18 protein-coding genes are annotated in these 19,073 nt (G+C 73.5%); 10 read left to right on the forward strand and 8 right to left on the reverse strand.

What is annotated here, in order from left to right; all coding sequences use genetic code 11:
* Window positions 1-217: 217 nt before the first annotated feature.
* Together VF746_05845 and VF746_05850 are read right to left on the reverse strand one after the other, a co-directional pair.
* The gene (locus VF746_05845; GenBank protein HEX8691918.1) at window positions 218-2,656 is read right to left on the reverse strand and encodes a zinc-dependent metalloprotease; all 2,439 of its coding nucleotides are present in this window, start codon (window positions 2,654-2,656) and stop codon (window positions 218-220) included.
* A gap of 163 nt (window positions 2,657-2,819) precedes the next feature.
* Entirely contained in the window at window positions 2,820-3,050 is a 231-nt protein-coding gene (locus VF746_05850) for a hypothetical protein (GenBank protein HEX8691919.1), read from the reverse strand.
* 349 nt (window positions 3,051-3,399) lie between these two features.
* On the opposite strand from VF746_05850, the gene VF746_05855 reads away from it, so the two are divergent.
* Window positions 3,400-4,542, forward strand: a complete 1,143-nt coding sequence (locus VF746_05855) for a zinc-dependent alcohol dehydrogenase (GenBank protein HEX8691920.1) — start codon at window positions 3,400-3,402, stop codon at window positions 4,540-4,542.
* 17 nt (window positions 4,543-4,559) lie between these two features.
* The gene (locus tag VF746_05860; GenBank protein ID HEX8691921.1) at window positions 4,560-5,132 is read left to right on the forward strand and encodes a hypothetical protein; all 573 of its coding nucleotides are present in this window, start codon (window positions 4,560-4,562) and stop codon (window positions 5,130-5,132) included.
* A gap of 127 nt (window positions 5,133-5,259) precedes the next feature.
* On the opposite strand, the gene VF746_05865 is transcribed toward VF746_05860, so the two are convergent.
* The 3 genes from VF746_05865 to VF746_05875 form a co-directional block, all read right to left on the reverse strand.
* Window positions 5,260-5,844 carry a DUF1802 family protein gene (locus tag VF746_05865; GenBank protein HEX8691922.1) on the reverse strand — a complete coding sequence of 195 codons (585 nt, stop codon included), beginning with the start codon at window positions 5,842-5,844 and terminating at the stop codon, window positions 5,260-5,262.
* Between the two features lie 2 nt (window positions 5,845-5,846).
* On the reverse strand, window positions 5,847-6,986 hold the full coding sequence (locus VF746_05870) for a glycine cleavage T C-terminal barrel domain-containing protein (GenBank protein HEX8691923.1): 1,140 nt from the start codon (window positions 6,984-6,986) through the stop codon (window positions 5,847-5,849).
* 313 nt (window positions 6,987-7,299) lie between these two features.
* On the reverse strand, window positions 7,300-7,575 hold the full coding sequence (locus tag VF746_05875; protein ID HEX8691924.1) for a hypothetical protein: 276 nt from the start codon (window positions 7,573-7,575) through the stop codon (window positions 7,300-7,302).
* Between the two features lie 209 nt (window positions 7,576-7,784).
* Between VF746_05875 and VF746_05880 the strand changes: the two genes are divergently transcribed.
* The gene (locus VF746_05880; protein ID HEX8691925.1) at window positions 7,785-8,546 is read left to right on the forward strand and encodes a hypothetical protein; all 762 of its coding nucleotides are present in this window, start codon (window positions 7,785-7,787) and stop codon (window positions 8,544-8,546) included.
* 223 nt (window positions 8,547-8,769) lie between these two features.
* On the forward strand, window positions 8,770-9,984 hold the full coding sequence (locus VF746_05885) for a hypothetical protein (protein ID HEX8691926.1): 1,215 nt from the start codon (window positions 8,770-8,772) through the stop codon (window positions 9,982-9,984).
* Between the two features lie 333 nt (window positions 9,985-10,317).
* Here the strand turns inward: VF746_05885 and tatA are convergent, their stop codons facing one another.
* The gene (gene tatA / locus VF746_05890) at window positions 10,318-10,572 is read right to left on the reverse strand and encodes a twin-arginine translocase TatA/TatE family subunit (protein HEX8691927.1); all 255 of its coding nucleotides are present in this window, start codon (window positions 10,570-10,572) and stop codon (window positions 10,318-10,320) included.
* Between the two features lie 423 nt (window positions 10,573-10,995).
* Window positions 10,996-12,441, reverse strand: coding sequence for a CopD family protein (locus VF746_05895; GenBank protein ID HEX8691928.1), 1,446 nt, complete (start codon window positions 12,439-12,441; stop codon window positions 10,996-10,998).
* A gap of 184 nt (window positions 12,442-12,625) precedes the next feature.
* Here VF746_05895 and VF746_05900 point away from each other — a divergent pair, with 184 nt between their 5' ends.
* From VF746_05900 to VF746_05925, 6 genes are all read left to right on the forward strand, one after another.
* Window positions 12,626-13,099, forward strand: coding sequence for a hypothetical protein (locus tag VF746_05900; protein ID HEX8691929.1), 474 nt, complete (start codon window positions 12,626-12,628; stop codon window positions 13,097-13,099).
* A 390-nt stretch (window positions 13,100-13,489) separates the two neighbouring features.
* Window positions 13,490-14,392 (forward strand): hypothetical protein, encoded by a 903-nt coding sequence (locus VF746_05905; protein ID HEX8691930.1) that lies wholly within the window; start codon window positions 13,490-13,492, stop codon window positions 14,390-14,392.
* 1 nt (window position 14,393) lies between these two features.
* Entirely contained in the window at window positions 14,394-15,032 is a 639-nt protein-coding gene (locus VF746_05910; GenBank protein ID HEX8691931.1) for a DUF4129 domain-containing protein, read from the forward strand.
* A complete protein-coding gene (locus tag VF746_05915) occupies window positions 15,025-16,206 on the forward strand; it encodes a DUF4350 domain-containing protein (protein HEX8691932.1) in 1,182 nt (393 codons plus the stop codon). The genes VF746_05910 and VF746_05915 overlap by 8 nt, the downstream gene beginning before the upstream one ends.
* Window positions 16,203-17,174, forward strand: coding sequence for a MoxR family ATPase (locus tag VF746_05920; protein ID HEX8691933.1), 972 nt, complete (start codon window positions 16,203-16,205; stop codon window positions 17,172-17,174). Before VF746_05915 ends, VF746_05920 begins: the two co-directional genes overlap by 4 nt.
* A gap of 11 nt (window positions 17,175-17,185) precedes the next feature.
* Entirely contained in the window at window positions 17,186-18,484 is a 1,299-nt protein-coding gene (locus VF746_05925; protein ID HEX8691934.1) for a DUF58 domain-containing protein, read from the forward strand.
* 234 nt (window positions 18,485-18,718) lie between these two features.
* Here the strand turns inward: VF746_05925 and VF746_05930 are convergent.
* Window positions 18,719-19,073 (reverse strand): HrcA family transcriptional regulator (locus tag VF746_05930; GenBank protein HEX8691935.1); only part of this gene is annotated, 355 nt, incomplete at its 5' end.

Consider the following 19,073-nt stretch of genomic DNA (forward strand, 5'->3'; position numbering starts at 1 on the left):
GTCTGACTCAGGAACGGGCTCTCTCGCACCAATGAGCTTACCGACCTCTTTGCCGACGCCACCCGCCCAATTTATGCTCCCACACCCGTTTCATCCTCCGTGGTCGCGCGCAGCGCGGTGGTAGACTCAGGATGACATCTCCCTTGCACAACCAATCGCGGAGCCCCGGTCCGCGTCAGGCCGGGGCTCTCGCATCCTCAATCCGATCTGGCAGCCGTCACCACTCCCACTCGTCGTCCATCCCGATCGGCGCTCCCGGGGGCGGGGTGAGCGGGTCGCGGCGGTCGCGGGGCTGCCAGTCGCGCTCCAGCCAGCGGGTGACGTCGGCGGCCACGAGCTGGCGGTGGGCGCGCTCCCCCGTGTCCGTCGCCCCTTCCGCGCGCATGCGGTCGCGCAGCTGGCGCAGCTCCAGGGTGGCCACGGCGCGCACCTGCGGCATCGGGGCGTCCTCGGCCAGGCGCATCAGCCGCTCCACCAGCACGCGCTCCACCGCGCGGTTCAGCTCGGCGTGGTACGGCGTCTGGGCCGGCCGGTCGACCACGGAGGCGACGACCCGGTCCAGCGTCCACTCCAGGCCGGGGAGGCGCGGGTCGAGCGCGTGCTGCTCCACCAGCCGCGCCGCGCGCTCGGGCTGCAGGATGAGCGAGAGCGTCATGTCGGCCGCCGTGGCGGCGGGGCTCACGGCGTCGAACACCAGCCCCGTGTAGCGGTCGAACAGCTCGCGGTGCCGGTCGTAGGTGAAGGGGCGCGGCGGGAGCTTCTCCAGCACGCTCCCGGGCAGCGCCAGCTCGGCCGGGGCGAGCGTCGCCAGCAGGTCTTCGAGCACGCGCCGCTGCACCTCGGCGGGGACGGGGCGCAGCGGCTCCTGGGCGTCGCCGCGCAGGGCGTACGAGTACCACTGGCCGCCCAGCAGCTTGACCGCGGCCTCGGCCTGGTAGCGGTGGTGGAGGTAGAGCGGCACCAGCGCCTCCTCCATGGTGGCCAGGGGGCGGCCCGCGCGCACCGCCCGCTCGCCGAAGCGCGCCAGCGCCGCGCGCCGCACCGCCATCACCCGGCGCAGCTCGGCGCCCGCGTCGGCGCCGTTGTCCCACAGGTGCGCCTCGGGGTGCGCGCCCCCCACCGGCCGCGCGTCCTGGTCGGTGAGGAAGGTGATCCCGCGCGAGCGCGCCTGTGCCAGCACGCGCTCCAGCGCCGTCCGCTGGTCGGTCCCTGCCGGGAAGTCCTGGTAGCCCCAGGTGATGGCCACCTTGTCCCACTCCCCGATCCCCTCGCGGTAGGCGTCCGCCAGGTCCACGCGGCCGTCCGCCGTCAGCTTCACCACCGGGTGCGGGTAGTCCATCACCGAGGCGCGCCCCTGCGTGCTGGCGATGTAGTTGTGCGCCAGCCCCAGCGTGTGCCCCACCTCGTGCGCCGCCAGCTGGCGGATGCGGGCCAGCGCCATCCGCTCCGCCTCCGGCGACCGCTCCGTGCCCGTGGCGTACGGCGAGAGCAGCCCCTCGGCGATCAGGTAGTCCTGCCTGACGCGCAGACTCCCGAGCGTGACATGCCCCTTGACGATCTCCCCGGTGCGCGGGTCGACGACGCTGGCGCCGTAGCTCCAGCCGCGGGTGAAGCGGTGCACCCACTGGATCACGTTGTAGCGCGCGTCCATCGGGTCGGCGCCCTCGGGGAGGAGCTCCACCCGGAAGGCGTTGCGGTAGCCGGCCGCCTCGAACGCCTGGTTCCACCAGCGCGCCCCCTCCAGCAGCGCCGTGCGGATCGGCTCGGGCGCCCCGCGGTCCAGGTAGTAGACGATCGGCTCCACGGCTTCCGAGACCGCCGCGCGCGGGTCCTTCTTCTCCAGCCGGTGCCGGGAGATGTAGCGCTGCACGATCGGCTGGTCGATCGGCGTCGAGTAGTCGTAGAAGGAGATGCCGAAGAAGCCCGCGCGCGGGTCGCTCAGGCGCGGCTCGTACCCGGGCTCGGGGAGCGCCACGAACGAGTGCCGCTCGCGCACGGTGAGCGCCTCGGGGGTGGGCGCCACGTCGCGCACCCAGGCGCCCGGCTGATCGCCGGTGAAGGTGAGGGTGACCTCGATCTCGGTGTTGCGGGGGAAGGCCTTCGTGTTCGGGAGATAGAGGGCGCTGCGCGAGGCGTCGAGCCGGTAGTCGCCCTGGCGCGCGCGGCGCAGCGCGGGGACAACGCCGTGCGCGTCGCGCAGCGCGAAGTCGGTGGCGTCCACCAGCACCCGGCCGTCGCTCTCGGCCTCGACCTTGAACCCCCAGAGCACCGACTGCGCGAACGAGCTCTCCACGGCGGCGCGCTCGTCGGGGTTCTCGGCCGAGGCGCGGAAGCCGTAGTTGGGCTGCACCAGCAGCACGCGCGGCCCCGTGCGCTCGAAGCGGACGATGCGCGTCTCGCCCAGCTGCCCGCGGTCGAGCCCGATGTCGTTGGAGCCGAGCCCCGCGGGGAGGGAGACCTGGTAGATCATCTCCTCGCCCATGCGGGGGACCTCCATCCACAGCTTCCCGGCGGACGCGTCCCAGTAGAGCGGCACGAAGCCCTCCCGGCGCTCCATCCCCCGCGTCTTGTCGGCGATGGAGGGGAGCCCCTGCGCCAGGAGCGGGGACGCGAGCAGGAGCGCCGCGGCGGCGGCGCCTCGGGCGAGGCGGGTCATGGCAGGTGCGAAGTGCGGGGTGCGAAGTGCGAAGTGCGACGGCACTCCGTCACGTGGACGCTGCGGTGACCGAACGATACGCCGCGGGCGGCCGGGTGACAATGCGGGTCGCCGACGAGAGAGTCGCCGGGATCGGCGGCTCGCGGCAGGGCCTTTCCGCCTGTCAGAGCACGCAGATGCAGAGGCCGTCCTCCCTGTCGCAGTACCCGTAGCTCGCGCCCTGCCGCCTGCAAATCTTGCTGCACTCCAGATCCGGGTCCGGATAGGCCGTGCATGCGGTCACGGCAGTGCCGCCGGCCGGCTTCGCCAGCGCCTGCGCGGCTCCGAAGCCGAGAGAGCCCGCGAGGGCGGTGCCGAGCAGGACCCAGTGCAGGAACGTGGACGAACGGCTCATGTGTCCTCCGTAGATGAAGGCTGGACCGGCGGTGCCGGCTCTTGATCGGGCCCCGCTCGGGAGATCAAAGTGCGGGATGCGCGCGCTATGTGTCAATTGTCGCGCGATGCCGATACCGAACAGCCGCGCGCGACCCGCGGAGAGCCCGGCGAAGGGCGGCGCGGCGGGGCAACTCCCGTGCTCCGCGGCGGACACCCGCCGGGAGCGCGGTCCCATGACACCGCCACACGTCCTGGACAGCCTGTACAAACACTCTGCGCCCGTTGTCGGCCGCTGGCGCGGGCGGGGCATGTGCCTTGCGCCCTCTCCCGCCCCCTGCGCCGGAAGCAGACTTTCAAGGAGGCAGCGCATGCGAGCGATGGTGTACCGCGGGCCGTACCGGATCCGGGTGGAGGAGAAGGACATCCCGCCGATCGAGCACCCCAACGACGCGATCGTGCGGGTGACCAAGGCGGCCATCTGCGGCTCGGACCTGCACATCTACCACGGGATGATGCCCGACACCCGCGTGGGGCAGACGTTCGGGCACGAGTTCATCGGCGTGGTGGAGGAGGTGGGCCCCTCCGTGCAGAACCTCCAGCGCGGCGACCGGGTGATGGTGCCGTTCAACATCTTCTGCGGCACGTGCTACTTCTGCGCCCGGCAGCTGTACGCCAACTGCCACAACGTGAACCCCAACGCCACGGCCGTGGGCGGCATCTACGGCTACTCGCACACCACCGGGGGATACGACGGCGGCCAGGCGGAGTTCGTGCGCGTCCCCTTCGCCGACGTGGGCCCCACCGTCATCCCCGAGTGGATGGACGAAGAGGACGCCGTGCTCCTCACCGACGCCTGCCCCACCGGCTACTTCGGCGCGCAGCTGGGCGACATCCAGGCGGGCGACGTGGTGGCGGTCTTCGGCGCCGGGCCCGTGGGGCTCTTCGCCGCCAAGTCCGCCTGGCTGATGGGGGCGGGGCGGGTGATCGTCATCGACCACCTGGAGTACCGGCTGGAGAAGGCGAGATCGTTCGCCCACGCGGAGACGGTCAACTTCGCGGAGTACGACGACATCGTGATGCACATGAAGAAGATCACCGACTGGCTGGGCGCCGACGTCTGCATCGACGCGGTGGGCGCCGAGGCCGACGGGAGCTTCATGCAGGTGCTGACGGCCACCAAGCTCAAGCTGCAGGGCGGCAGTCCCGTGGCGCTCAACTGGTGCATCGACTCGGTGCGCAAGGGCGGCACGGTGGCCGTGGTGGGCGCCTACGGCCCGCTGTTCAGCGCGGTCAAGTTCGGCGACGCCATGAACAAGGGGCTCACCATCCGCGCCAACCAGTGCAGCGTCAAGCGCCACTGGCCGCGGCTGTTCGAGCACGTGAAGAACGGCATCCTGAAGCCCAGCGAGATCATCACCCACCGCATCCCGCTGGAGCACATCGCCGAGGGGTACCACATGTTCAGCAGCAAGCTGGACAACTGCATCAAGCCCATCGTGGTCCCGAACTGACGAGAGGGGATAAGACGATGCCGTACACGGCCGAAAAGCCCGCCAACGCGCCGCCGCTGGAGGAAGTGCGCAGCCGCATCCCCGGCTGGGGCGTGGACCTGGACTACCGCGACCGCCCCGCGGTCCCCATGGAGCGCTTCGACCCCGCCGCCACGGGCGCGCACTGGCACTTCCCCGAGCGGCAGCCGGAGCTGCGGCCGCGCGAGAAGTCTCCCGAGCACGGCATGCTGCCGCCCGTCTTCGGCACCACGTGCCCGCCCCGGTGGGTCTCCGGCGCGATCCGGCGCTACGCCTACACGCTCAGCGAGGGGCGCGCCTCGCACTGGCTCCTGCTGATGGCCGCCGACCGGGTGGACGTGCTGGAGAGCAGCGTGGAGGCGCTGCTGACCGGCCACCCCGACAACCCGATCACGGAGACCGGGGTGGTGGCCGAGTTCAAGCGCCACGGCATCCGCTCGCGCGTGGGCCAGCACCGCGCCGACCTGAAGCACCAGCCGCTGGACGCCCTGATCGTCGCGGCGCCGTGGGTGCTCGCCCTGGGCGGTGCGTTCCTGGCCGGCCGGGCCCTGGCCAGGAGGCTCGGCGACTGAGGTGCGGGACCGCAAAAGATTGGGTCTCACACGGAGTCAACGGAGTTAACGGAGAACTGCGGGGGTCCTCCGTTGACTCCGTTTCCTCCGTGTGAGGCTTTTTCGAAGGTTCGGTCGAGGCGTATGCTCAGATCCGCACGACGCCGTCTTCCCCCAGCAGGCGCACGATCTCGTGCCGCAGGTGGGCGAACTGGGCGTCGAGGAGGACGGGGCGGGCGCCGGCGGTGGGGAGCGGCTCGTCCAGCTCCACCCAGGAGACGCAGCCCTCGTAGGCGGGGGTGTTGGCGACCAGGCGCGGCTCGGGGAGGCGGAAGGCGCGGACGACCAGTACGTGCAGCCACGGCCTGCCGCGGTACTGGAAGCGCGCGCGCAGCGTCTCCGGCGTGAACGGCTGCATGTCGGCGAGCCGCTCCAGCGCTTCCAGGCTCTCCACGCGCAGCGCGTCCTCCACCACGCAGTAGAGGCGGAAGGGGATCTGGTCCGGGGCGAAGCGCGGCGTCTCGTCCAGGTAGCCGCGGAAGTCGGGCGCCAGCTCGCTCTCGTTCTGGTGCCAGCCGGTGGGGTGGATCCAGAACTCGCGATGCTCCACCTCGAAGCCGCCGCGCTTCTCGTAGATCCCGCCCTTGCGCACCAGCAGCGTGATGCGCCCCTCGGCCAGCGCGTGCTCGACGGCCGCCCACTCCTTGAGCGCCGACCGGTTCTCCTCCTCCACGCTCACTCCTTCGCGAACGGCAGCCTGGCGACCACGGCCTCCGCGCCCTCGGCCGAGCCCACGCGGACGGCGGCGCCGGGCGGCACCTCGCGGCGCACGTAGCCGAGCGCCACGGTCTGTCCCAGGAGCGGCGAGACGGCCGCGCTGGTCACCCAGCCCACCTCGCGGCCGTTCTCGGGGTTGAAGAGCTTCGCGCCCGGCGCCGGAGCGGGCGCGTCGCCCAGCAGCAGGCCGCGCAGGTGCTTGTTCACGTGGCCGCGGTGGGCGATGCGGACGATCACCTCCTGCCCCGTGTAGCACCCCTTGGTGAACGAGATGGCGCGGCCCAGCAGCCCCGACTCCTCGAACGCCTCGGTGGGGATGACCTCCTCCGTCAGGTCGGCGCCGTAGCGGGGCCGCCCCGCCTCGATCCGCAGCGTCTCGACCGCCCCGAGCCCCACCGGCCGCGCCCCCGCCTCCACCAGCGCCGTCCACGCCCCCGCCGCCGCTTCGGCGGGGACGAACAGGTCGAACCCCTCCTCGCCGCCCACGTACCGCGTCGCCGCGACGAGCACCGGCGCCCCGCCGAGCTCCGCCTCCACGTGCGCGTCCTCCTCTCCCGGCGGCTCCACGCCGAGCACGGCGGAGACGATCGCTCTCGCGCGCGGCCCGTGGACGCCGACCGCCGGCAGCGCGTCGGAGACGTCGGCCCAGCGCGCGAACATCGGGGGGATGAACTTCCGGAAGTGCTCGCGGACCCCCTCGAGCGCCTCGCGCGGGAGGTCGAGGAGGACTTCGACGCCGGACGCCAGCTCGCGGCGGAAGGCGCGCAGCTCGGCGATGGTGCGGCCCTTGGGCGTGAGCATGGCCGCGTAGACGCCCTGCCCGGGAGGCGAATTGGCCAGGTCGTTGGTGACGAGCCCCTGGATCATCCGCACGGGGTCCTTCCCCCACAGCCGGATGCGCGCGCGGTCGGAGCGCTCCGCCACGCCGGCCGCCTCGCGCACCGCGCGGTACTCGCCGAGTGAGTCGCCGTAGTGCCGCGCCACCGGCCGCCCCGCCACCTCGGCCCACACCGCCCCCGCCGCCTCCTGCAGCGGCCGCAGCGGGCTCTCGGGGGCGGGGGATTCGACGGTCGCGGCGGTCGCGGAAGTGCTGTCCATCACCCTCTATCCTTCATCATCCGAAGACCAGACATCCCCTCACCCCGCCGGGGACACCTCGGCACCCTCTCCAAAGCCTGGGAAGGGCTGAATTCGGCGCGCGGCGGCGATAGATCGCGCGGGGACCGGCTTTGCGGGCGAGGCATGCCTCGCCCCTACGTGGCCTCCGGCGCAAGAACCCGCGTCCGCGCCGAACCCAAGCCTCGCCCGCACCGAAACCGCGTCCGGCGCCGAACCCGACTGGCGAGGCTTCCTGCCGTTGTTGCCGCGGCTTCAGCCGCCCTTCCCCCGCCGAGCCTTGACGCGAGGACTTCTATCCCCGGGCCCCCCGGCACATCTCGCGCAGGCGCTCCTCGGCGCCTTCCAGCTCGGTCACCAGGCGGCGCACCTCGGCGGTGGACGAGGCGTTGGGGAGGTCCACCTTCACCTCGCTCCCGGCGTCGCGGGGGAGGAAGACCACCGTCACCTTCCACCCCTCCACGCCGGTGGCCTTGCGCGCCACCAGGTCCACGCTGTATTCCGTGCCGTCCACGTCCAGGCGGTTCGCCAGCCGGTGCTCCTTCCACGAGGAGCTCCGCGAGAGAGCCATGTTCGCCGTGCCTTCCGAGCGAGTCCGAAGCGCCCCTCGCCGGCGTCCGCGCGAGGGGGCGGTTGTCAGGAGCGGGGCGGGGCGCCCATCTTACGGGCAACGCCCGTCCGCCGCTCGCGCCGGCGGACCCGGCGCCGCCACAATGTAACCGGCCGCGGCGAGGCCGAGCAAACGCGCCGCGCCGCCTTCCAGAACCGGCAGGAGAGCCCATGCCTTCGCCCGTGTCGTCGTGGTTCGAGCGCCTCCCCGAAGACATCGACCGCCGGCTGGACCGCGTCGAGGCCACCGCCCGCGAGGACCTGATCGAGACGCACGCCCGGCTGGCGGGCGACCTGGTGTCGATCCTGGCCCCGCGCATGCCCTTCGACGAGGCGATCGAGCGCTACCTGGAGTCGATGAACCTGGAGGGCGACGACGCCGAGGCGGTGGGCACCCGCGCCGTCACCATGCTCGACGAGCAGGAGATCCGCGACGACAGCGCCCGCGAGGGGCACCGCGGCTGGGGGTTCGACTGGCGCTACGCCACGCCGCTGGGGGCGCTGCGCTTCATCCAGCGCCACCGCAAGCGCAGCGCCGAGGAGCAGCTCTGGCTGGAGCTGGCCGCCGCCCGCGCCGAGGAGAAGCTGGTGGACGAGCACGCCATGCACGCCCGCCGCTTCGTGGAGATCCTGGAAGACGAGGTGGATCCCACGCGCGCCGTGGAGCTGTACGTGGACCGCCTCAAGCTCCCCGAGATCCGCGCCCGGCTCGTCTACCAGCGCGTGCTGGCCGCCCTGGCCGAGGAGCTCCTCCCGCGCCTGCCCGACGAGGACGAGGAGGACGGGCCGGGGAGCGTCGGCGCGGAGGAGGGCGCGGCCGCGGTCACGGCCGCGGAGACGCAGGCGGAGATGGAGGTGCCGTCCGACCTCTCCGGGCCGGAGGCCGGGGAGACGCCCGCCGCGACGGGGACGCGGAGGCGCCGTCCCGCGTGACGGCAGCCCTCACCCGGCGCCGCTCCCGCGTCGCCACCCTCTCCCAACTTCGGGAGAGGGTACTTTACGGGGCACGGCGCGAAGGGCGGGGTCGGCCGGCTGTTCCCCGGCCCCTGTTCCCCGTCCCCTCGCGGTTCCAAGCATGGACCTTGCACCCCGGCCGCCCGCGGCGCGGACGCCGGGGTGGCTCGCGCGTACCATTCGATCCCGGGAAAACCAGGCGATGACGAGGGCGTGGATCAGGGAGGCGGCCGCGGCGGCCGCGCTCGCGCTGCTGCTGGCGGCGTGCGGCGGGAGCGAGGGCGGCCCCGAGGCGGAGGCCGGCAAGGCGGGCGGCGGCGACTCGGCCGTGGCGCCCGGCGCCGACAGCGCGAAGGCGGGCGGCGCCCAGAGTCGCGCCGGCGGGGCGGTGCAGGACGACGGCGGGCCCACGGTGGACCTGCCGCCCAACGAGCTGGGCCGCATCATGGTGCTGGAGTACCACCGCCTGGCCCGGCCCGGCGAGGCGGAGGGCGAGTTCATCCGCACGCTGGAGCACTTCCGGGCCGACCTGCGGCTGCTCTGGGAGAACGGCTACCGGCCCGTCACCATGCGCAACGTGCTGGAGGGGAACATCAACGTCCCCCGCGGCACCACGCCCGTGGTCTTCGTCTTCGACGACGCCACCCGGGGGCAGTTCTACTACCTGCCGAACGGCCAGATCGACCCCAACTCCATGGTGGGGTCGTGGGCGGCGTTCAAGCAGCAGAACCCCGGGTGGAGCGGGGGCGCCACCTGGTGCATCCTCCCCGCGGCCACGCACCCGTCCAACTTCTTCGGCGAGACGCCCGACCGGGAGACGCCGCGCGAGCAGCGCGAGGCCAACATCCGCAAGAAGATGAGCTGGTTCGTGGAGAACGGCCACGAGATCTGCAACCACACGCTCTACCACGCGCGGCTGGACCGGGGCACCGACCGCCAGGTGCAGGACTGGCTGGGGATCGGCGAGGACTCGCTCAAGGCGTACCTGCCGGCGGACTACGACATCGTGAGCATGGCGCTGCCGCTGGGGATGTGGCCGAAGAACCGCCCGCTGGCCTGGCACGGCAGCTACCGCGACGGGAAGACGTACGACTACAAGGTGGTGATGGAGGTGTCGGGCGGCCCCAACGTGTCGCCCTTCGACAAGGCGTGGAACCCGCACTCGGTGGACCGCTTCATCGTGGCGCCGGGCGCGCTGGAGCGGCAGATCGAGCACTGGAAGAAGAACCCCGAGAACCGCTTCGTCTCCGACGGCGACCCGGACCTGGTGTCGTACCCGCAGCGCGTGGCGGGGCAGCTGGCGCAGGGCAACCTGGGCGGCCGCCGCACGCAGGTGGTCCCCGACGCGCCCGCGGCCGGCGCCGGGCAGCCGGGCCAGGCCGCGCCGCCCGCCGCCGGGGGGACCGGGCAGCGGTGAGGCAAGATCGCCAGGGGAAAAGCCTCACACGGAGTCAACGGAGTCAACGGAGGAACAACAAAGAGGTTCTCCGTTGACTCCGTGTGATACCACTTTGCAGAGCATCGTTCGGGTACAGCTTTCTGATAAAGCCTCACACAGAGGACACAGAGAACACAGAGAAACTCCAATCGCGTCTTCAGTTCCTCCGTGTTCTCTGTGTCCTCTGTGTGATTCCCAATCTGTTCGCAACCAGAACAATGCTCGGCAATCTGGTATGAAACATTGCAGTTGAAAGGGGCTCCCGGCCGCGTGGACCGGGAGCCCCTTCGATCTTCGTCGCGGCGGCGAGGACTACTGGAGCCGCTTGGGCTCGCCCTCGGCGGCGGCGGGCGCCTGCGGCTGGGGGGCGGCGGCGCTGGACTGCAGGTAGTTCTGCTGCTGGTTGGACTGGATCGACTGCTCGTCGAGGCCGTTGATGGCGCGCTTGAAGTCGCGGATGCCCTTCCCCATCCCGCTGGCCACCTCGGGGAGGCGCTTGGCCCCGAAGAGGAGGAGCAGGACGACGGTGATGAGGAGCATCTCCCCGAAACCGAGACCGAAAGGCATTGAAGACCTCCTTGGCGTAGGCAATCGCGGGCGGAGCCGCGGCAGTGTTCGTCGGGACCGTGGGAGCGGCGGTGCCGCGCGCGACTTGCACGGACGGGACGGACGGCACTCCAAGATAAGCGGTGGCGCCCCCCGCGACCAGCCCTCCGAAATCGTTCGCGACCAATATCTTAGCCCGCCCCCCGCCCGGCAGTCCGGCAAACCGCGCCGCCGCATCGCCCCACACCCCGACCGCCGTGTAGGGATTCTGCCTACGGGAGGGCCCCCTCGCGGCCCCCTCCGGCGCCGCTACCGCGTCGCCACCTCCCCCGTCCCGGGGGAGGTTGTAAAACCCGCCCTCCTTGCGCCGAATGCGCGGACTGCGCCGAAGGAGCCTGCGCAGGCAGGCTTTGCGCCGTTGTTGCCGCGGCTTCAGCCGCCTTTCTACGGCGTCGGCAGCGCGACCAGCACGGCGGTGACCAGCACGACCACGGTGCCCACGGCGAGCTCGGTCCCCGCGGAGCGGCGGAGCCGTGCGTGCGACTTCTCGCCGTCCAGGTCGGGGAGGACGCGGCGCCAGTTGTAGAAGCCGAGCGCGGCCACCACCCCCAGCAGCGCCAGCTTGAGCAGCAGCACCAGCCCGTACGAGGTGCCGAACAGCTCGCCCGGCGCGTTCACGTGGAAGAGCGAGTTGACGATCCCCGTCGCCGCCGCCGCGCCCGCGCCCACCAGCGCCACGGGGCTGAACGCCCGCACCATCGCCGCGAAGGCGGGCACGCCATCATCCCCGGGCGCCGACGCCGCGGCGGGGAGGCCGGCGGCCAGCACGGCGGCGAGCGTCCCCATCCACACCCCGGCGCCCAGCACGTGCAGCGTGTCGCTCGCGATCGCCAGCGCGGTCAGCCGCTCCTCCGAGGCCGCGTGCCCCGAGAGCGCGGGGACGGCCGAGACCAGCACCGCGGCCGCCGCCGCTCCCAGCCACCCCACCGAGCGGCCGTGCGGCGCGCGCGCCACCATCAGCCCCACGAAGAAGGCCACGGTGGCGATCGCCTGGAGTATCCAGGCCCCGCCCCAGGTGGTGCCGGTGAGGAGCGTGTCGAGGTTGGCGCTCTCGAACGCCCCCGCCGCCCCGTTCAGCTGCGCCGACTGGATCCAGAGCCGCAGCGCCAGCGTGAGCGCCGAGAGCGCCGCCGCGCCCGCCGCCAGGTACCAGGCCCCGTACGCCGCGCGGTCCACCACCCGCTCCGGGACCGCGTCGCCGCGCAGCCGCCGCAGCACGAACAGGTAGAACGCCACCGCGCCGATCATCCCCAGGAGCGCCAGGAACCCGCCCCAGCGCACCAGCACCGGCAGCACCCCGGCGGCGGGCGACGACGTCCCCGAGCCCCCCGCCTCCACCGCCTCCGGCGTCCCCGGCAGACCCGCCGTCGCCCCCGCCGCCGCCGCGCCGGTGGACGAGTCCGGCGCGGCCGCCGTGGTGTCGCCCTCGACGGTGAAGGCGAAGTCGCCGCGGATCACGTGGCCGTCCGCGCCCGCCGTCCGCCAGTGCACCACGTACGCGCCGGGCCGCAGGCGGGCGGGGAGCGCGAAGGCGTACTCCGTCCCGTCCGTCCCCGGCACCACGCCCAGGTTCCCGGCCGCCACGGTGTCGGTGCCCAGCATCAGCACCAGGCGGGTGAGGTCGTCCGAGACGGGCCGGGTGAAGCGCAGCCGCACCTCCCGCAGCGAGTCGCCCACGGCGGAGCCGGCGGCGGGCGTGGACGACTGCAGCCTGGTGTGCGCCGCCGCGGGCGTGGCGGCGAGCACCGCGGCGAGGCAGGCCGCCGCGAGGGCGAAGGCGCGGAGCGGGCGGCGCGGGGCCGCTCGCGGACGGTCGGGCGCGTGGGGCATCGGCAAAGTCGAGAGCGCTCCGCCCGGAGCCGGCGGAGCAGGAAGACGCACGGGTCGTGGAGCACCGAACGTTATCCCCCGGCACCCCCCGTGGCAACCGCCGTCCGCCGGGGGCTCGCGCGGACGCCGCGCGCGGTGCATCTTCGGGCCGCGCGGAACCGGCGTTCGAGGGATGGATTACGAAATGGTGAAAGAAGATGCACGGCGTCCGGGCGACCGGCCGCGCCTGTCGGCGGTGGACCGCGTCTACGGCGCGATCGGCGCCCTGGCGGTCCTGCTCGCCCTGTTCTTCCTGGTGCGCGGCGGCGCGGAGGACGGGAAGGCCGCGCCAGCGGACCGGGTGCCGCGCCTGGTGCTGCTCGAGCCCGCCGCCGGCGCCGAGCTGGCGCAGCCGGTCACGGTGACGTTCGACGCCGGCACCGGGCTGGCCGCCGACGGCAGCGACCCCGCGTCGGGCCGCCACGTGCACGTGCGCGCCGGCCCCAGCGAGCTGATGGCGGCCGCGGGCGACGTGCGGCCGCTGGGCGGCACCCGCTACCGGTGGACGCTGCCCCCGCTCCCCCCCGGCACGCACGCGCTCCGCCTCTACTGGTCCGACGCCCACCACCGCCCCCTCGCCGCCGGCGCCTCGGACTCCGTCGTCGTGCGCGTACGGTGACGGTGGAAAAGGCCGGGGCTTCCGCGCGAGCCCCCGGCATTGTCGCGGAGAACGGGTAGTGCTTCAGCGACTCGGTGCTGCCGAGATGGAATTGGTGCGAGACCCGCCGGTGATGCCCCCTCCCCGGCCCTCCCCCGCTGCCCGGGAGAGGGAGCACATACTACAGGGCGAGCTTCCCATCCGGAGGCGACCACTCTCGCACTTTCGCACTTTCGCACTTTCGCACTCACGCACTCCCGCACTCACGCACTCACGCACTTCGCACTATCCGTCCCCAACCGCGCTCCCGCCATTGACATCCGCGCGCCGCGCCGCCTAGAATGGACCTTCCCGCCGGCCGCGCCGACCGGGCGCCGCCCCTGTCACTCGTCCCACTGGAAGTCTTTCAGGATGTTCACCTCACCGTTCCGGCCGCTCACCTTCGGGGAGATCCTCGACGGGGCGTTCACCCTGTACCGGCGCCACTTCCTCACCTTCTTCATCACCGCGCTCATCCCCTACGTCCCCGTGGGGATCGTCTCGGGGTGGTTCAGCGGGAGCGCGGCGCGGATGGGGCCCACCGAGACGCCCAGCCTGGAGATGTTCGGCCTCCTCCTCCTGATGCTGGTCGTCAGCTTCCTGGCGTTCGTGGCCATGTTCGGCGCGCTCACCCGGCAGTCGTCGCAGGCCTACACCGGCCAGGAGGTGTCGCTGGGCGACGGGTACCGGCAGGGGCTGCGCTCGTTCTTCAAGATCCTCCTCTCCGGGTTCGTGGTCGGCCTGCTGTTCTCGGCGGTGATGGGCGTGGTGCTGGTGGTGTTCGGCCTGCTGATGGGGGTGGCGCTGGTGGCGGCGGGCGAGAGCGGCGCGCTCGCCATCGTGGTCACCATCCTGATGATGCTGGGGATGCTGCTGGTGATGCTGGCCATGGGCTCGCTCTGCTTCGCCATCGTCCCGGCGATCGTGGTGGAGCGGCGCGGGCCCTTCGACGCCATCGGGCGCTCCTTCGCGCTGGCGTGGGGGGCGCTGCCGCGGGTGGTGGGGATGGTGCTGGTGAGCTACTTCATCATGATCCTGCCGATCCTGGGTGTCATGATGGCGATGGGGCTCACCAACGGCTTCGCGGCGCTCTTCACCCCGGGGGCGATGAGCCCGGCGGCGGTGGCCGTGCAGCAGCTGCTCGGCACGCTGGGGTACTCGCTGGCCTTCCCCTTCTTCGTCACCACCATGGTGCTCCTGTACTACGACCGCCGGGCGCGCACCGAGGCGCACGACCTGGAGGGGATGGTGCGGGAGCTGGCGCTGGCCCGCTGACGTGCCCCAGGCCGCCCCGCTCCCCGGCGCCGAGCAGGTCCGCCAGGCGCTCGACCACGTCTACCGGCGCCCCGAGTTCGCCCCGCCCGCCCGCTCGCCCGTGGGCGACCTGCTGCGCGCCATCGGCCGGTGGATCGGCAGGGCCATCGACTTCCTCCTCCCCGACTTCGACGCCGGCGCCGCGGGCGGCCGCACCCTCTTCTGGATCCTGGTGGCGCTGATGGCGGCCGTGGGCGTGGCCGTGGTGCTGCACCTGGCCGGCGTCCTCCCCCGCGCCTGGGCGCTGCGGGAGGCGGGGGGAGAACGAGAGGGGGGCCGCCGGGGCGGCCGGGCGAGCCGCGCGGACGAGTGGGAGGAGCGCGCCCGCAAGGCGGCGGCCGCGGGGCGCTGGAGGGAGGCGGCGCTCGCCCTCTACCAGGCGCTCCTGCTGCGGCTGGACGAGCGCGGCGCCGTGCGCTACGACCCCTCCAAGACGCCGGGCGACTACCGCCGCGAGGCGCGCCGCAGCCAGGAGGCGAAGCGGGTGCTCGACGGCTTCCTGCGCGGCTTCGAGCCGGTGGCGTTCGGCGCCCGCCCGCTGGGCGCCGATGGGTACGAGCGGCTGAAGGCCACGGCCGGCGAGGGGGGCGCGCATGGGTAGCCGCCGCGAGAAGCTGATCCTGGCCGGGCTCCTCCTGGCCGTGCTGGTGATCGGCCTCTTCGCCGGGCCGGGGACGCGCCCCGACCAGTACGACCCCCGCCTCAGCAGCTACTCCGCCGGGCCCGCCGGCGCCCGCGCCCTCTACCTGGCGCTGGAGCGGCTGGGGGTGCCGGTGGCGCAGCGCCGCGCGGCCTACGCGGGCGCCGACTCGCTCCCCGGGGTGCTGGCCGTGCTGGCTCCCTCCGAGGGCGCCAGCCCGGCGGAGCTGGCCGCCCTCGGGCGGCGCCTGGACGCGGGCGGGACGCTCCTGTACGTGGCGGACCCCGGCGACGACTGGCTCGACTCGCTGGGGCTGGCGCTGGTGACCACCCGCCCCGACTCGGTCCCCGAGATCTTCGGCGACGAGCACGACGGCGTGACCGGCCGCCCGCGCAAGCACCCGCTCACCGCCGGCGTGCAGCCGGTGCCGGGCTTCCGCTGGGCCTTCGCCGACACCTCGCGGGCGATCCGGCAACGCAGGGCCGTCCCCCTCCTGGTGGGCGACGGCGGGCGCGTGCTCGCGCTGGAGATGCGGCGCGGGCGCGGCACCGTGGTGGCGTTCAGCGACGCGGCGCCCTTCACCAACCGCGCGTTGCGCGAGAGCGGCGCGGCGCTGCTGTTCGCCCGGGCGGCCGCGCGTGCCGCCGCGGGGGGAGGGGCGGTGGTGTTCGACGAGTACCACCACGGCTACACCGAAGGGGCCACCCTCACCGGGGGGATGCGGCGCTTCCTGGCGCGCCGCCCCCTGGGGCACGCCTTCCTGCAGCTGGGGCTGGTGGGGCTCCTGCTCCTGCTGCTGTACGGGCGCCGCTTCGGGCGGCCGCTCCCGTCGCCCCCGGCGCGGCGCCGCTCGCCGCTGGAGCACGTGGAGGCGCTGGCCGGGGCGTACCGGCAGGCCGGCGCCCGGCGCACCGCCCGGCGGCTGCTGGTGGCGGGGCTCGCCCGCCGGCTGGGGCGGCGCCCCCCGCGCGACGACCGCGCCGAGGCCGAGCTGCTGGAGCGCCTGGCCGCGCACCCGCAGGCCGGCCCCGCCGCGGCCGGCGCGCGCAAGGAGTGGGAGCAGGGCGGGAAGGCCGACCTGGTGGCCCTCGCCCGCGACGTGGACCGCATCCTCGCAGAGGTCAGGAGACCGTGACATCCGTGATCCCCGCCACGCCGACGTCCGAGAAGGCCGGCGCCGTCCTCGAGCAGCTCTCCGGCGTGGTCCTGGGCCAGGAAGAGGTGCTCCGGCAGATGCTGGTGTGCCTGCTGGCCGGCGGCCACGCGCTGCTGGAGGGCGTGCCCGGCACCGCCAAGACGCTGGCGATCCGCTCGCTGGCCCTGGCGCTGGAGCTGCGCTTCGGCCGCGTGCAGTTCACCCCCGACCTGATGCCCACCGACCTGGTGGGCGTCAACGTGCTCGACGAGCTCAAGCGCGAGTTCGTCTACCACCCGGGCCCGATCTTCACCGACCTGCTCCTGGCCGACGAGATCAACCGCGCCCCCGCCAAGACCCAGGCCGCGCTGCTCGAGGCCATGCAGGAGCGCCAGGTGACGGTGGACGGGCAGACGCGCCGCCTCCCCGCCGGCTTCACCGTGTTCGCCTCGCAGAACCCGGTGGAGTACGAGGGCACCTACCCGCTCCCCGAGGCCCAGCTCGACCGCTTCCTCCTCAAGATCCAGGTCGGCTACCCCGACGCCGACGCCGAGCGGGCGATCCTGGACCGCTACGCCGGGGGCTTCGCCGCCGAGCGCGCCGAGACCTACGGGATCCGCCCCGTCCTCTCCGGCGCCGAGCTCGCGTCCCTGCGCGAGGCCGTGGCCGCCGTGCACGTGGAGCCCAGCGTGCGCGACTACGTCACCCGGATCGTGCGCGCCACCCGCGAGGAGCCGAGCTTCGCCCTGGGCGCTTCTCCCCGCGCCGGCGTGGCGCTCTTCCTCGCCTCCCGCGCCGAGGCCTTCATCGCCGGGCGCGACTTCGTCACCCCCGACGACGTGAAGGCACTCTCGCCCCCCGTGCTCCGCCACCGGGTGGTGCTCACCCCCGAGGCCGAGGTCGAGGGGCAGACGGTCGACGAGCGGCTGGCCGCCATCCTGGCCACGCTCCCCGCCCCGCGCGAGTAGGCCCGCCCGCGGTGAACGTCCTCCCCTCGCGCCGGCTCCTCTGGCTGCTGGCCGCGGTCGCCCCCGTCTTCCTCTTCGACGCCCGGCTGGCCGTGTGGCTCGACCTGGCGCTGCTGGCGCTGATGGCGGCCGACGGGCTGCTGGCGCCGCGGCCGAAGCGGCTGGAGGTGGAGCGGAAGTGGCCGCGCCGCGTCTCGCTCGGCGCCACGGCCGAGGTCACGCTCCTGCTCGCCAGCACCTCGGGCCGCCCCGTGCGCGTGCGGGTGACCGACGACCTCCCGCCGATCCTCTCGCGCGAGGGCCCCGACGTGCTGGAGGCGGTGCTGCGCCCCGGCTGGGTGGAGCCGCTCGCCTACCGGGTGCGCGCGGACCGGCGCGGCGACGCCGAGCTGGGCGACGTGCACCTGCGCATCCTGGGCCCGCTGGGGCTGGCCTGGCGGCAGCGGCGCGTGCCCCGCGCCGACGCGCTGCGCGTGCAGCCGGGCGTGCGCGAGGTGCGGCAGTACCGGCTGCTGGGGCTGCGCAACCGCCTGCGCGAGGCCGGCTTCCGCTCGGTCCGCCAGCGCGGCGAGGGAGGGAGCTTCGAATCCCTGCGCGAGTACGTGCGCGGCGACGACCCGCGCACGCTGGACTGGAAGGCCACCGCGCGGCGCGGCACCCACATCGTGCGCCAGTACGAGGTGGAGCGGCGGCAGAACGTGCTGCTGGCCATCGACGCCGGGCGGCTGATGACGCAGAAGCTCACCGGCGAGCGCGAGCGGCTGGACCACGCCCTGACCGCCGCGCTGCTGCTGGCCGACGTGGCCGCCATGCACGGCGACAACGTGGGGCTCCTGGTCTTCGCTGACCGGGTGCAGCAGTACCTGCCGCCGTCGAAGGCCACGCTGGCGCGCCTGGCCGACGCGCTGGGCGAGGTGCACGCGCGCATGGTGGAGCCCAACTACCCGGCCGCCTTCACCTACCTGGCGCGGCAGCTCCGGCGCCGCTCGCTGCTGGTGATCTTCACCGACATCATCGACTCCGCCGCCTCTTCGGCGCTGGTGGCGCACCTGGGCCGCGCCGCCGAGCGCCACCTCCCGATCGCCGTCGCCATCCGCAACCCGGAGCTGGAGGCGGCTGCCGCGCTGGAGCCCCGCGACGAGGCCTCCGTCTTCCGCCGCACCGCCGCCGAGGAGCTGCTCCAGGCCCGCCAGGCCGCGCTGGCCGCCATGCAGCGCTCCGGCGTGCTCGTGGCCGACACCCGCCCCCAGGACGCCGTCCCCGCCGTCGTCAACCGCTACCTCGACGTCAAGCGCCGCGGCCTGCTCTGAGTGCGTGAGTGCGTGAGTGCGTGAGTGCGTTGATTGAGCAGTACGCACTAACGCACTAACGCACTAACTCACTAACTCACTGCAGTTTGGGCGTGTCCCTCCGCTGCGCTCCGGGCCGGGCCGCGCGCGCCGTAGGCAACGATAGGCGCCCCGCCCTTCGCGCCGCATCGTCCCCGCGCTAGAGCTGCAGGCTATTCCCTATTCCCTGTTCCCTGTTCCCTCTTCCCTGCAGTCCTACACCAGCAGCTCCGACACCATCGCCGACGCGCCTTCGACCATTGCGATGACGCGCTCGTACGGCATCCGCGTGGGCCCGATCACGCCCACGACTCCCTTCAGCTCGCCCAGGCGGTACTCCGACGTCACCAGCGTGAATCCGCTGAGCGCCGGGTCCGCGTGCTCGCCGCCGATGGTGATGCGCAGCCCGTCGGCCGCGCCGCGGTTGGCCACCGCGTTCTTCAGCAGGTCGCGCTGCTCGGTGAGCGAGATCAGCGACCGCAGCCGCTCGCCGCTGCTGAACTCCGGCTGCTCCGCCAGCACCGCCGCGCTCCCCAGCAGCACCTCGTCCTGCCCCGCCGTCACCGGCGCG

The sequence above is a fragment of the Longimicrobium sp. genome, from assembly GCA_036389795.1.
Taxonomy (GTDB): Bacteria; Gemmatimonadota; Gemmatimonadetes; order Longimicrobiales; family Longimicrobiaceae; genus Longimicrobium.